A 14,534-nucleotide genomic window follows, 5' to 3' on the forward strand; every position below is an offset into this window, starting at 1 on the left:
TGATTAAGTTCAGATTATGTTAGTTAACTTCTGGTGCTGGCTCGTCAAACAATTTGAGCCAATGTTTTCGCCAGTTTTCAGAAAGGCCGTAATGTTTTTTCTTACTGTACTCATCAATTTTCACAGTCACTAGCCACTCTTTTTTTTGCATCGTAGAGCTTCTTAACTTACGTGCGATATTAGTGGGCTCTACTTTGCTATATTCATCAGTTAAAAATTGGTTGATTACTCTTTCAACTTCGGCTGCTATGGTTAGTTTATCTCCCCTTGCTCTGATTTCTAACAGTGCCCAAAAAATCATAGGTTCTAATCTTGTTCGTAATGTTTTTAATTTAAACATAGATTTTGGAACAGGTATGCACCTTCTAAGTGCCGTAGCATGATTCACTGTTTGCTTTTTGGACGTAGATATTGTTTTAGGTGTGAGTAAAGATAGCTGCTCCTCAGAGTTTTTATTTGGACCTTTTACTTGTTGTTCTTTTATTTTTTGGTTTTGAATCGAATTTTGCTTATTATCTTGAATAGGAATACCAGTAATATTGAGAATGCCTATCTTGATTTCATCAAGTTTCTCCTCAACAATGCTAACCTCAGGTAGACTACTTGCCTTTTGGCTAATTGGACATTCAAATTTAAGATTGTCTAGCAAATAGCGTGCTGTAATTCTTCCAGAATCAGTGCCGATTAGTAAATCTATGCTTTCTGTTAAATTCGAGTCCTCCGCTAGTTCAACTAAGTCTTGAATGCTTTCTATAAAATCTTCAAGTCTGGATGAGCTATGGAAAGGTAAATCATATCCAAGTAAGCAAAGATAGACATAGTTGAACTGTGCGCTCTCAATGAGCATCGCTGATAGTGGAGAAGCACGAAATGTGTGGTTGTCTTTGATTTTATAATTTGTGGTATAGGTCATTTCTGTAGGGACTTGAATGCATTCTAAAAGACGTTGTTGAACCATGTCTTGTAAAGCTTTTCGTGTCCATCTATCTTGATAGCTATACATACGTGTAAACTTTAAAATATGTTCAATTTTTACACCTCTCTGGGCTTCTGTTTGTGGCTTTGCACGAAGTAGAAGGAGTAATATTCTGATTTTTAAGAAATAGCATTTATACTCTTTAAATGTTGGTAAATATAAGTTTGAAAGTGATGCTTTGCGCTCAATGGGATTGGTAGGTACCATCAAACTCCCAATAATTAAGCTGGGAGACCAACTTTGAGTACTGCCAAGTAAGGTGTGAGTCTTTTTCAGAGATCTCAAAAAATATCGGACGTTATGCCAGGCTAAGGCAGCAAGAATGCTTAGGTTTTGTTTGGCGTTGCTCTCCTCTAAAAAAGTCTGCTTGATTATTTTGGCATTCTGTAAAGAAGCTTGATGGAAATGCTTCCAATTTTGTTGATTACGCCAAATTTTCAGTCGATGGTCTCCGGATTCTAAGAGATTCTCTACATACTTAACTCTTTTTGATAGAACCTGTACTAAATCAGGAGCTTTCAAATGAAAAACAGTGTGATCTCTGACATCAGCAAAATCAGAATCTTGAGCTCGAAAGTATGTTACCTCTCGCATCGTAATAATTACTGTTGAACCTGTTATTCTGGCAAGTTTGTTGGCAAAAGCATAGACTTGTTTCTGGAATTCATCAGAAGCCCTATCAATATTGTCTAAAAAAACGACAATACTTTTCCTATGTTGACCTGAATAATATTTCCAGCTTCTGCATAGAAATGCTTCTGGCGACTGGGTTAATTCTTCTATGAGGTCAGCTTCTTTTTCTAGCCAGTATTCTGGCTTAGACTCCAGTATTTGAGGATTGAGGCTTGCTTTTTTCTTTTTAAGTTCTCTGCCAAAGATTTCTTTAAGTGTTTCATAACTCCGTGCTTCTTCAAATTCCTGGCCCCATTTTTCACTCACTTCTGTCCAGAGCCATTGGATGAAATTTTTAGGGCTACCTGAAACCTCATCAATCAAGTCAAGTGTCAAACAAATAATCTGTTTGTTTTGTCGAGCTTCAATTAATACTTTTGTAACCAGTGTAGATTTTCCAGAGCCCACAGAGCCAGTTACTAAAATTACACGACCTTTCTGATCACCGGAAGTGTCAGCTATTAATTTTTGGTAGTCTTCAGGCGACAGTTCTGTAGCATTATCAATATAGGCTGGGGCAGTATCTTTTAAGATACGCTTTAAATCTCCTTCGTACTGATCCAATCTTGTATTAGAGACAAAACATGCTTCAAGCATAGTTCGTCTCCCAGGATCAATAATTTCATCAAAAAATCGATCATAGAAATCTTGCAGATAATCGTCTGAATTAAGATTGCAGGGCCAACTAGAATATGGTAAAGCTTGATTTGGACTTCTATAGTATTCTTCAGGAAGAGAATTGAGATCTGAAAAGTATTGTTCTAGGGAATTGCTACGAACATTCTCTTTAGCTAGAATATCCCAAAATAAATCGAAGTTCGAAACGTTATCTAATAGGTTCCCAAAGTAGAAACAACGTAAACTCTCAATAGGTTCTTGTTTGCTGAATGTTACTACTTGTATAAGTAACCATTCTCCTCCATTCGTAATGACAGCGTAAGGTATCCCTGTAGCATTGCAATATTCTTCTGCTTGATTAATGACCTCACTAACCGCGTGCCCAAAGGATGATCTGATGGACTTTAGCTGATATTCAGTTCGGCGTAATCCACGCTTTGAGTTGCCAAATGTATATCCAACCCTTTTAGCTTCAACAATGAAATGACTAACTCCGTCAGCAGTTATTTGATAATCAGTAAAACCTACTCTGCTAACTGACTTTTCGGGATTAAAATCATCTGTCTCCCATCCTAAAGCACGCAGAATTTCATCTATAAGTAAGAGCCGGGTAGTAGCCTCATTTTCTTCTTCTAAAGCTTTTGCTTTCTTGCCATACTTTACTTTGAGCGTTGCAAGTGTTGCTGCAGCTTGTTCTCTTGTGGGATTTGATAATATTTTCTGTTTCTTCCTTTTTGCCATTATATTTGTGCTACGAGTCACGGAATCGTAGTTAACTATAGGAAAAATATTGAATTTTGCAGGTTTTCACATATCTCTGATTAGAGCCTTGAATTGTAACAGTATACGAACTTGTATATTTATCAACTGACAGCAAAACCGCTGAACTGGCGCTTAAAGGGTGACTGAAAGCCAAGAACAATATCTTTTTTTGGAATGCCATGCTCTACAAGCTCATTGGCAATTCCACCTTCAGTACCATCGTGCTGAATCCAGATTTTTGCGTCTTTAATATCTATATGTAGGACGCACCCATAAATTCGGCGCTTATTAGACCAACCAACATGGACTACCTGATAACGGTCTTGGGCAAGATCAAAAATCGTTTCAGCGTCTACCTCTTCATTACTAGCTTTAATTTCGCTATAACTTTTTAAGAGCCTTTGTACTATTTGTCGATAGTCCTCTACAGTTGCCATTGCACGATCACCTCCTCCTCTGGATCATAGACAATCAAGCTGACTTTGTACCGTTTCACTAAACGGCGTGTCAGTTCTAATGCAAAGAAGGTTCTATAGGTATCTTGAGGTACAGCCAAGTAAAGTTTACGTTCTGGCTCATCCTCTTCTAGGGCAAGCTGATATTTCAGAAACTGACCTAAAGCTGTACTAAATTCAGTCGTTTCAGAAGGACCTACAAAGCTCTTGATTTCAACGGCAATTTTCTGATTATTTCGTTCAGCAGCGATAATGCGTTCGGCACCAAGATCAATGTACATGTCGATGCCGCCAAAACGAATAAATAAAGGATCGTCAGTAATATACCAACCATCCTTTTCTAGGGCATGCTTGACGGCATCATGAAAGATATCTTTGGCAGCCATAAGGCTTCTTAAGCGTAATTAGTATGAGTTTAATAGTACTAATCTTACTAAAGATGCTACTCATGCCGACAAGCGCTCATATGTAGCTGGATCCGCCTTTAAAATGAAAGAATCACCATACTGTATGACTTCGCCTGTAATCTTAATTGGATCGGCGACCATGTTGAGTACGCGACTATTGACGGCTTCACCTTTAAGATCTGAGAGCATAAAGTACAATGACTGGCCGCTGCTGTTTTCAGAACGAAAGACTGGGGGGACGCCACCACTGATGCAACGGATAGCACAGGCTCGGTGGGTTTTAGTACGGCCTGGTTTCATAATGCCGGGATAACATTTGCCATCGACGATTTCGCCTGCGATCGCAAACTCCCCTAGCGACACTGTTTGCTCCTCTACTCTCGCTGCCCCAGCAGGGATATCTATGGTTTCTGCCGACCGGGCCGCCACCATCTCATAGGGCGGACGGCGGACTAGCGTACCCTCTAACTTGACCCAGCTACCTGCATTTTTCATCACAGCTGCTCCGGGCAGCATTTTGCTAAGACCTGATAAGGGATATACCTTAAACGGCTGATCTGGTACTTCAGAATTGGGAACTAACAGATGGGGTGACGGCTCTGCTAACAACAAACCTTCGAATACTTGAGACTTGTTGATGACTTGCCCAGGATTAGCCTGATCAAAGTGAAGGGGGGGGGCAATGATCGCTAACCCTAAGACGCATAACACCAACACCGGTATAAACCACAACAATAACCGTCGCACGCTGGGTGGCACTGGCGCATAGCCAATATAAAAATCGTCGCGTTGAGCCATTGGATTATCCAAACTTTTGTACTGAGGGGAAACTAAAGAGAATATTGGAATTAACCAATTACCGCTGGCTCAACATGTGTGCCGGGTGGTTTAGCGATGGGATCGACCCAGATGCGATCGCCAAAGACTCGGATCTCAAAGGTGGGAATTTTTTCTGTAAATGGCGGTGGTGATGCTCCCTCAGCCGGTAAGTACTGATAGCCATGCCAGGGGCAAGTAATACAACCATCGACAACTTTTCCTTCCCCTAAGGGACCATTTTGATGTTGGCAAACATTAGAAACAGCTGAGAGCTTGCCATCATATTTAAAGATGGCCACTCGCTCCCCAGCTAAGGTGACAATTTTTGCTCGATTTTCTGGAATCTCATCAAGGCTGCCGACATCCACAAACCCTGCTTCATTAGTACTACCGGTAAACGGCTTATCTAGTTTGGCTTCCCTTAAAGCCGTGAATAAATGTAACCCAACAATCCACACCAGACTGATGCCTACACCAAGGGTGAGTAGGGGATGCTGATTTGTTTCTAAAGGACCTAAAATCACATGGCTAACCACCAGACCATAGGCCAAATACACCCCCATGTGTAGCGCCTTCCAAATGGGAGCTGTTAGATTGACGAGCCAGAAGTCGTGGCTGGTGGCCGCCATAATAAAGAAAATAACGAGGGCTACAGCGCCAAGGGTTTCAAAGGGAAAACGAATAAAATCGCCATATTCAGTATTGCTAACAAAAAGACTAACCAGCGGCTCCAGGTTGCCAAAATCGTGATACCAGGTGAGCACACCATCAACTTTGAAGGGCAGCACTGGCAGATTGAGACCAATGGCATGAATCAACGCGAGAAAAAACATGGTGACACCCATGTGGCGTCGATTAAACAAGAGAGGATAAAATCGTTTGTCTAATCGGGTCAGTGGGCCGATGGATAAGATGACATTGAGTAGAATAAATGCCGCAGACCCATAGGCGCGAATCCGGATTCCTTTAGTATCTAAGCTTGTACCTGTATGATGGGCGACAGTGAGAAAGATATAAACATATAGACCAACAGTGCCTAACAAGATAGCGTCATAGATTAGCTTCTGTCGGTTCCACTGTATTGATTTATAGGAAACACTCATGGCAAGACGAAATCACTGCTTAAATGTGCGGTTAACGGTGTGTCAGATTGCAAGGTTGGGTACATAGGTGGCGGGTGTAAGCACGGGGTACTGTACACACAACACTGAAGCTTAAAAATCAGCAGTTAGAGCATATACCTGTTGCCTACTGCTCTAAAAATGCAGCAATGGGATTTTGGTCAGATCCAGTCTTTTTTGAAGGCTGAACAACAATTTTTTGCTCTTTTGTATGGCTGAGTAATTGATCGGTGTCCGGGGTGACCGTCGCGTAGGTAGGGCGAAATAGGAGCCCTGCAATGAAAATGATTGGCATCATAATTGCCAGAGCTATTGATGAGAATAAATGGATTTTTCGACGTGAAATAATCACATAAACCTCCGTATTTTCTTATAAGTCGCTAAATGAATTACTGAGTGAATTTCGCAGCCTGTCGGTGTGCCGTTTGCTCTATGGGATGTTGTTTTCCACCCACTAAACGTAGGGCAAAGAGGGGCCAAAAAATACTGACCCCTGGAATAATCAGTAGCCGGAAGAATGGGGCAAATCCTTGTGCTCCGGAGTCGGTACGCTGTACACCAAATAAGGAGAAAATAACAGCGAAAATTAAGCCGGCGGTAAAGTAGACTTGGACCGCTTTAATCAGAAATTCAACAAAACTAACTGCGAAAGGATTCATGGCAAGACAAAATTATCCCCACAATTACAGTGTGAAGAGTTTGAGGTTAAGCTAAACTCAGTTCCAACGTTAGGAGGATGTTACCTTGTACCTATGAGAAGACGCTTAAAACCCAGGCAAAATTGACATAACGATACTATTCTTTGACACTAGTCCGTAGATGTGTGCTTTGAGACAGCTGTCTTTAATACGTCGCTGCTGTTGTTTCGTTACAGTTATTCTTTTTTGAAAATTTATGGTCACTCGTGTCATCGGCTCTGGGTCACTGGATCTAGACTCTGCGATTATTCGGGATCCTTTAGTGGTTTCCTCGGAGACGTTGGTTATGACTGCTGTTGACCAGATGGCTGGTGCACAGGATAGCTATGGTGAGCGAGCCAGCTGCGTTGTCATTGTAGAGGCAGGCTCTGTGGTTGGCATACTGACGGAGCGAGATGTGGTGCGCCTGACTGCTCGGCAACTAGCCCTCGATGATTTGACCATAGCGGACGTCATAGTTTCTGCTGCACTGACCCTGGGTGAGTCCGACTTTACTGACGCAGATCTTGCTTTGGATTTACTTCAGCGACATAATAGCCGGCATTTACTACTTCTAAATGGGCAGGGGTATCTGGCGGGAGTCGTCACCCAATTAACGTTACAAAGGTTGTTAGCTTTAAAACAGGCTGAACAATGGCAACAAGACTTCAATCTACCAGATCAGCGAGAGGATGATTGTCAAGAAAACGGGCTACAGGATAGTGGTTCCAGACAATCTACTTTGCTCCATGTCCCTGAATCGGTATTGAATCAAAGTGCAGTGAAAAATCGAGCAATTCTGTCAGCTATTCCAGATTATCTTTTTTGTGTAGATGCTCAGGGTGTCTATCGCGAAATTGTGACGCATCAAAAAGATATTACGTTATTTCCTGAGGATGTGAATCCTGTTGGGCTATCGATGATCGAGATGCTTCCGGCGGAGGTGGCGACGCAACAGCTTTTTTATTTGAAAGAAGCGTTACGTACAGGCGTACTTCAAACCTATGAACAACAGATACAGCTAGGTGATCAGATACGGGATGAAGAGGTTAGGGTGATTCAAAGTGGTGATAATGAAGTTCTGTTTATGATTCGCGATATTAGCGATCGCAAACAGGCTGAACGACAGCTGCAAAATCTAATTGAAGGCACTGCTGCAACCACGGGACAGGACTTTTTCCCAGCGTTGGTTCGTCATATTGCCTCAGCCCTGGGTGTGGCCTACGCCATTATCACTGAGTTAGTTGGGGAAGAGCTACATGCCTTAGCGTTTTGGGGCCATGGTGAGCTGCATACACCGACTTCTTATCATCCAGCAAAGACTCCTTGCGAACTGACGCTACGGGCGGGACGCTTTTATTGTGAAGTTTTGCTACAGCAGTCTTTCCCGGATGATTTAGATTTGGCTGAGATGGGGGCAGAAAGCTATTTAGGTATTGCTCTACATGATGCCCAAGGGAATGTCATAGGCGATCTATGTATTCTTGATACTCAACCAATTCAATCGCCCCAACGGGCCGAAGCCATTCTGCAGTCGTTTGCGGCTCGGGCGACAGCTGAACTAGAACGTCAGCGAGCAATCTCATCCCTGGAACAGCTTAACCAAGCCCTTGAAGATAAAGTGGCAGAACGCACTGCTGAATTACAGGAGCGGGAGCAATTCTTACAGACTGTATTAGATACGTTCCCGCTCTCAGTTTTTTGGAAGGATCTCAACAGTGTGTATCTGGGGTGTAATCGTAACTATCTCTCAAATGCTGGCTTAGACTCTGTTGCTGACATCATTGGTAAAACGGATTTCGAGATACCTTGGCCTCGGACCGAAGCGACAGGCTATCGAGCTGACGATCTGCAAGTCATGGTGTCTAATACGGCCAAGCTGGGAATTATCGAAACCTTGGTTAAGGCAGATGGTAGACGGCTTTGGGCGGAAACGAATAAATTGCCGCTACATAATCTGGCAGGTGAGGTGGTTGGGGTATTGGGAACCTATCAGGACATTACAGCTCGCAAACAATTAGAGTTAGAGCTAAAAAACTCCCAAAAACAACTGAGTGAGGTTTTAGATACGGCGATCGCAGGTATTACCCGCTTTCGCTTTTATCCAGATGCCTCAATTCAATACGATTATATTTCCCCTCATTGCGAACAAAATTTTGGCTATACCGCTGATGAGCTTTTTCCAGATGCTGGGTTATGGCAAGCACGAATTCATCAGGATGATTGGGAAATGGAAGTGCTACCTACGCTGCAGTCAATTCTCAGTACGCGCAGCACATCCACCCATCATATGGAATATCGATTCAATCGTAAGGATAGTTCCATCTGTTGGATTTTGGCCAATTGCTTCGTGCAGTGGAATGAGGCAGGAGACTATTGGTATGTCACGGTTGTGGATACGGATATTAGCGATCGCAAACGAGCTGAGTCACAGCTACAGAATTTGATTTTAGGAACTGCTGCAGTGGGTCAAGACTTTTTCCCTGCATTGGCCAGGCATATTGCTGAGGCCTTAGATATCACCCATGTGTTGATCACGGAGTGCAGAGGCCGTCAACTTCATAGCCTGGCCGTTTGGACGGAGGGAGAACTGCAGCCGAATGATGTGTACCCCTTAGTGAAGACCCCCTGCGAGCAGGTAGTGCAAGCGGGCATCTTTTGTTGTGAACAATCTATTCAGCAGCAGTTTCCTGACTATTTAGCGTTGCGTGAAATGGCTGCAGAGAGCTATGTGGGAATTGCTCTACGGGATACGAAAAGAGAGGTGACTGGAATTCTATGCATCTTTCACCAACAGCCATTGCAAGACGTCCAGCGGGCCACCCAAATTCTACAGATTTTCGCTGCGCGGGCTGCGGCTGAATTAGAGCGACAACGGGCTAATACGGCATTGGAGCAACTTAATCAGGCCTTAGAAATCAAAGTGGCTGAACGGACAGCTGAACTTTTAGAGCGAGAGCAATTTCTCCAAACTGTTTTGGATACTTTTCCACTGCACATCTTTTGGAAGGATCGTAATTCTGTTTATTTAGGTGGTAATCGTAATTTTTTAAAAGAATGCAGGCCTAAACTCCTTGGTGGATATTCAGGGGAAAACGGATTATGATCTCCCTTGGACATTGGCAGAAGCGGCAGCGTATCGAGCTGACGATCGTCAGGTAATAGAATCCAATACCGCTAAGCTTGGCATTATGGAGACTCAACGTAAAGCTGATGGTCAGTCAATTTGGATTGAAACAAATAAGCACCCTTTGCACAATCTGGATGGAGAGACTATTGGTGTATTAGGTACGTTTCAGGATGTTACCGATCATAAGGTCGCAAAGGCATTGATTAAACAGCAATTGGCGGCCATTGAGGCTGCTATTGAAGGCATTAGTATTTTGCAAAACGATGTCTACACCTATGTCAATCCAGCTCATCTCAACCTCTTTGGGTACACGCATCCCGACGAACTGTTAGGACAGTCGTGGCAACTCCTATATTCTTCAGAAGAGGTACGACGATTTGAACAAGACATTTTTCCCACATTAGAATGCGATCGCGCCTGGCAAGGAGAAGCCATTGCAACTCGCAAAGATGGCTCCCAGTTTCCTCAAGGGGTTTCTTTAACCTTAATGAATAATGGATTGGTGATCTGTGTTTGTCGTGATATCAGTGATCTCAAACAGGCACAAGAACAAATTACCCATAATGCCCTCCATGATCCATTGACGGGTTTGCCCAATCGACGATTATTGTTAGACCGTATTGAGCTTGCCTTACAACGATCGAGACGCCATCAAACGTCTCACTATGCTGTGCTCTTTCTCGATTTAGATAGATTTAAAGTTGTCAATGATAGTTTGGGGCATTTAGTGGGCGATAAATTACTCATTGAAGTGTCAAAACGACTAAAACAACATCTCCGCAGTACAGATATGGTTGCTCGGCTCGGTGGGGATGAGTTTGTGATCTTGCTGGAAGATGTGGATACTGTTGAGGATATTGTCCAAGTGGTAGAGCGGATTTTGGCGGACTGCCAAACGCCGATTCTGATTGATGAGCATAAGATATTTACCAGCACCAGCATCGGCATTGCCATTGGCAGTGAAGATTATCAGGAAGCCGCTAATCTCATTCGAGATGCTGATATCGCTATGTATCGCGCTAAGTCAGAGACTCATAATTCCTATAAATTCTTTGATGCAGCCATGTACTTAGAGGCCATGAGTCGCCTCACCTTAGAAACCGATTTTCGGAAGGCGATTACTCAGCAGGAATTTGTGATTCACTACCAACCCATTGTTAGCTTAAAGGATAGTCAGCTCACTGGATTTGAAGCATTGATTCGCTGGCAATATCCAGACCGTGGTCTTCTCTCTCCCAGCGAATTTATCCCTATGGCCGAGGAGACAAACTTAGTCACTGGTTTGGATAGCTGGGTGATCAACCAGACGTGTGAACAGCTGATGGTGTGGAAGCAACAGTTTCCCAATCATTTTCCTCTAAAAATCAGTATTAATCTCTCTGTTCAGGACTTACACAGAAGTACGTTACTTCAGGATATTGACGATATTCTGAGCGTGATGAGCTTAACGGGAGATTTGATGATTTTAGAAATAACTGAAAGCATGTTGATTGAGGATATTGATATTGATCAAACCATTGACTTGTTGTCACAACTGGCATCTAGAAACATCCAAATCAGTATTGATGATTTTGGCACTGGCTATTCATCCCTAAGTTATCTCCATCGATTGCCCATTCATAGTTTAAAAATTGATCGTTTGTTTGTTGGCAATATGCATTTGAAAAATCGTAACTATCAGGTAATTAGCACTATCCTTGCTCTAGGTAAGCAGTTGGGGTTGACCGTTGTGGCAGAAGGCATCGAAACCCCTCATCACCTTCAACAGTTGCAAAAACTGGGCTGTGATTTGGGCCAAGGATATCTATTCTCACAGCCACTCACAGCCCATGATGTTGAAACTATCCTCAATAGCTCGACCGGAGTACCCAGGATGTGGGTGTTTTAGGCACCAAATTAGATGAGCACAGTGGAACTTACGAGGCTTGTTGCATTTTTTCTGGCAAGAAACCGGGTAAGGGGACATTGAGCCGCCATTGCTTGTCACCATAGAACAAGACCTGATAAATGTGCATACTGCCATCTCTGAAGGAGGCTTCGAAGGATTGCAGATAGAGATACCACATCCGTAGAAATCTCTCATCATAGTTAGGTGAGAGGGAAGAAATTAGTTCGCGGTTCGCGGTAAAGTTTTTGCCCCAGCGTCTAAAGGTTTCTGCATAATGGGGTTTTAGATTCTCGCAGTGGGCTACGGTTAGTTTTGCTGCCCGCAAATCTCGACAAATTTCGGATAGCTGGGGAGCATAGCCACCAGGGAAAATATATTTGTCGATCCAGGGGCCGTTACGTTCAGAACTCTCGGTAGTAATGGTGTGGAGCATGCCAACCCCGTGGGGTTTCAGCAGGGCTCTAGCTTTTTCCATAAAGGTGGAGAAATTGCCTTTGCCCACATGCTCAAACATGCCGATGCTGACAAATTTGTCGTACTGCCCTTCTGTTTCTCGATAATCTCTAATTTCTATTTTGATTTTGTCTTCTAGACCTTTGTCGGCAATCCGTTTTTTTGCTAAGGCAGCCTGTTCGTCACTGAGGGTAACGCCAGTGCCGGTGATGCCATAGTGCTCAGCGGCATAAATCAGCATGCCGCCCCACCCACAGCCAATGTCTACTAGAGTCTCTCCCGGTTTAAGGGCAAGTTTGCGGCAGATGATTTCATACTTTTGGTTTTGCATGGTTTCTAGACTGTCCTCAGGGGTAACCTGATAGCCGCAGGAGTAGGTGAGGGTAGAGTCTAAAAACAGCTGATAAAAGTCATTGCCGAGGTCGTAATGGTACTGGACATTTTTACGACTATTTTTGAGCAGTAGTGGTACTGTTTTCAGCCGTTGAGAAATGATTTGCAGCGCCAGGGGAATGGTTAGCTTTTGGCTGGCCTTGGAGTAGACTCGGTTGCGATAGAGCATACTGATTAGCTCTGTCAGCTGGTCGTTAGCTTCATCCCACCAGCCGTCCATATAGGCTTCCCCAAACCCCAGCGAAGCAAAGGTAATGATGCTCGCATAGGTGCGTTGGTCGTGAATTTGTAGGTGCACATGGGGCTGAGTGTCTGGGGAGCCAAAGTTAAATATCTGACCGCTGGGGTTGGTGACGGTCAAGTAGCCATCGCTAATAAAGCTGAATAGCTCATAGAGATAGCGTTCAGCGGTCGGTAAATTTTCCATGGCTGGGGCTTAGTAGATCAATCCCAGCGTATCAAATAGATATGGACTGTTTGTGTTGCGTTTGTTGCTATGACGTCAACCATCGGGTGACAATTGCCATGGCTATCTGAAAAATTCCTACGTTTGCCTGAAGCTAAGACGTAGTCCTAACCTGCATCTACCATGCCCCCGTTTAATACCTTGCCCCGATGGGTCAGTAGCCTACGAACCGAAGCTAAGGCCTCACTTCGTCTGGCTATTCCTCTGATGCTGATTCAGCTGTCGGAAGGGGCTGTGAACTTTGTGGATAGTTTAATGATGGGTGGTTTGGGTACGGCAACCCTGGCTGCAGGCGGGCTGGGGGCAACAGTGTTTTGGATGCTGCTATCGTTGTGCACTGGCCTGTTGGAAATGACGGGAGCCATTGCTGCTGAAGCCCATGGTGCCCGAGACCATCATCGTGTTAGTCGGATCAATGTGCAGGGGTTGTGGCTGAGTTTTAGCATCTCTCTACCCATGATGGTTTTGATTTGGCATATGGATGTCATTCTTAGACTGTTGGGGCAGCAGGCGGCTACTGTGGATGGTGCGATCGCATATTTGCATGCCATCGTTTGGGGCCTACCCGCAGCCCTGGGTGTATTTGTGTTTAAGGAAATTCTGACGGCCCTATCGCGACCGCGTTTGGTGGTATTGCTGATGGGGTTGAGCATTCCCCTGAATATTGGCCTGAACTATGGGCTGATGTATGGCAAATGGGGGCTGCCAAAGTTAGGTCTAGCAGGGATTGGCTGGGCCAGTACGGTGGTATTTTGGTGCAGCTTTGGAGTGGCAGTGGTGCTCTTAAAGGTGTATCCGTCGCTGCGGCGACTGCGGTTATTCAGGCAGTGGTGGCGGTGCGATCGCAATATCCTCACCGAAATAATTCACCTGGGCTGGCCCCTATGCGTCGACTATGGCACCGAGATGGGAGCCCTCACAGCCGCTGCCCTGCTCATGGGCCTCTGGAGTACAGAATTACTGGCCGCCCATCGCATCGTCATGACCACCACAGAGCTGTTGCTAATGTTCTCTTGGGGCTTTGCCTATGCAGCTGCCATGCGTACGGGGCATAAAATTGGGGCAGGGGCACCGCGAGGGGCTCGACAGGTGGCCCATGCTAACCTGCTCATGAATTTGGTGTTGGTTATGGTGCTGGCAATTCCGCTCTGGTTTTTGCCCCAAACCATTGCCAGTTTTTATCTGGACGTGAACTTACCAGAGAATACCGAAACTGTGACTATTGCAGCCACCCTGTTTAAAGTGGGCGTAGTATTTCAAATTGCCCAGGGGATTCGTTTAATCAGTGCTGGAACATTGCAGGGACTGAAGGACACCCATCTATTGGCAACGGTAGATGTGTTGGCCCATTGGGGTGTTGGCATTGGTTTGGGGTATGTGATTGGACAACTGCTGGGGTGGCAAGGCATTGGTCTGTGGTGGAGTTTAACCTTCGGACAACTAATCGCCGCTATCGTCCTAACACAACGGTTTCAGCAATTAATCTCAGTCCGTATTCCCTGTATTTCACCTCAAAAATAAGTGTCTCTGTTTCGGCACTAGAGACAATTCTCACCCAAAGGGATTAAGGGGAGTCATGAAAGCTTGTGAGCCGAGTTTGAGAGGTGTGTAGACGTTAGGGACATACCGACGCCCACCTTTTGATGTCAGCCGCAGCAACCTCAAACATGTGTCGCTAAGAGCCTGGACTATAGGTC

11 protein-coding genes are annotated in these 14,534 nt (G+C 44.4%); 3 read left to right on the plus strand and 8 right to left on the minus strand.

What is annotated here, in order from left to right:
- Nucleotides 1–19 precede the first annotated feature (19 nt).
- The 7 genes from U2F10_RS26765 to U2F10_RS26795 form a co-directional block, all read right to left on the minus strand.
- Nucleotides 20–3,028: a P-loop NTPase fold protein gene (locus U2F10_RS26765; protein WP_499873779.1), complete on the minus strand. Its 3,009-nt coding sequence runs from the start codon at nucleotides 3,026–3,028 to the stop codon at nucleotides 20–22.
- Between the two features lie 101 nt (nucleotides 3,029–3,129).
- The gene (locus U2F10_RS26770; protein WP_499873781.1) at nucleotides 3,130–3,465 is read right to left on the minus strand and encodes a XisI protein; all 336 of its coding nucleotides are present in this window, start codon (nucleotides 3,463–3,465) and stop codon (nucleotides 3,130–3,132) included.
- Complete coding sequence (locus U2F10_RS26775; RefSeq protein WP_499873782.1) at nucleotides 3,453–3,869, minus strand: XisH family protein; 417 nt, start codon at nucleotides 3,867–3,869, stop codon at nucleotides 3,453–3,455. Before U2F10_RS26775 ends, U2F10_RS26770 begins: the two co-directional genes overlap by 13 nt.
- 60 nt (nucleotides 3,870–3,929) lie before the next feature.
- Nucleotides 3,930–4,688, minus strand: coding sequence for a hypothetical protein (locus U2F10_RS26780; RefSeq protein WP_499873783.1), 759 nt, complete (start codon nucleotides 4,686–4,688; stop codon nucleotides 3,930–3,932).
- Nucleotides 4,689–4,738: 50 nt separating this feature from the next.
- On the minus strand, nucleotides 4,739–5,812 hold the full coding sequence (locus U2F10_RS26785; RefSeq protein WP_163660930.1) for a Rieske 2Fe-2S domain-containing protein: 1,074 nt from the start codon (nucleotides 5,810–5,812) through the stop codon (nucleotides 4,739–4,741).
- A 145-nt stretch (nucleotides 5,813–5,957) separates the two neighbouring features.
- A complete protein-coding gene (locus tag U2F10_RS26790) occupies nucleotides 5,958–6,128 on the minus strand; it encodes a hypothetical protein (RefSeq protein ID WP_163697393.1) in 171 nt (56 codons plus the stop codon).
- A gap of 91 nt (nucleotides 6,129–6,219) precedes the next feature.
- Nucleotides 6,220–6,489: a hypothetical protein gene (locus tag U2F10_RS26795; protein WP_163697391.1), complete on the minus strand. Its 270-nt coding sequence runs from the start codon at nucleotides 6,487–6,489 to the stop codon at nucleotides 6,220–6,222.
- A 235-nt stretch (nucleotides 6,490–6,724) separates the two neighbouring features.
- Between U2F10_RS26795 and U2F10_RS26800 the strand changes: the two genes are divergently transcribed.
- Both U2F10_RS26800 and U2F10_RS26805 read left to right on the plus strand, forming a co-directional pair.
- Entirely contained in the window at nucleotides 6,725–9,613 is a 2,889-nt protein-coding gene (locus tag U2F10_RS26800) for a PAS domain S-box protein (RefSeq protein WP_499873785.1), read from the plus strand.
- A complete protein-coding gene (locus tag U2F10_RS26805; RefSeq protein WP_499874518.1) occupies nucleotides 9,585–11,525 on the plus strand; it encodes an EAL domain-containing protein in 1,941 nt (646 codons plus the stop codon). Before U2F10_RS26800 ends, U2F10_RS26805 begins: the two co-directional genes overlap by 29 nt.
- A gap of 28 nt (nucleotides 11,526–11,553) precedes the next feature.
- Here U2F10_RS26805 and U2F10_RS26810 read toward each other — a convergent pair whose 3' ends face one another.
- Nucleotides 11,554–12,798 (minus strand): class I SAM-dependent methyltransferase, encoded by a 1,245-nt coding sequence (locus U2F10_RS26810; RefSeq protein ID WP_163660922.1) that lies wholly within the window; start codon nucleotides 12,796–12,798, stop codon nucleotides 11,554–11,556.
- 162 nt (nucleotides 12,799–12,960) lie between these two features.
- Between U2F10_RS26810 and U2F10_RS26815 the strand changes: the two genes are divergently transcribed.
- The gene (locus tag U2F10_RS26815) at nucleotides 12,961–14,358 is read left to right on the plus strand and encodes an MATE family efflux transporter (RefSeq protein ID WP_499059642.1); all 1,398 of its coding nucleotides are present in this window, start codon (nucleotides 12,961–12,963) and stop codon (nucleotides 14,356–14,358) included.
- The last annotated feature ends 176 nt before the right edge of the window (nucleotides 14,359–14,534 follow it).

It is taken from the genome of Leptothoe sp. EHU-05/26/07-4, from assembly GCF_043421015.1.
GTDB lineage: Bacteria > Cyanobacteriota > Cyanobacteriia > Phormidesmidales > Phormidesmidaceae > Leptothoe > Leptothoe turfae.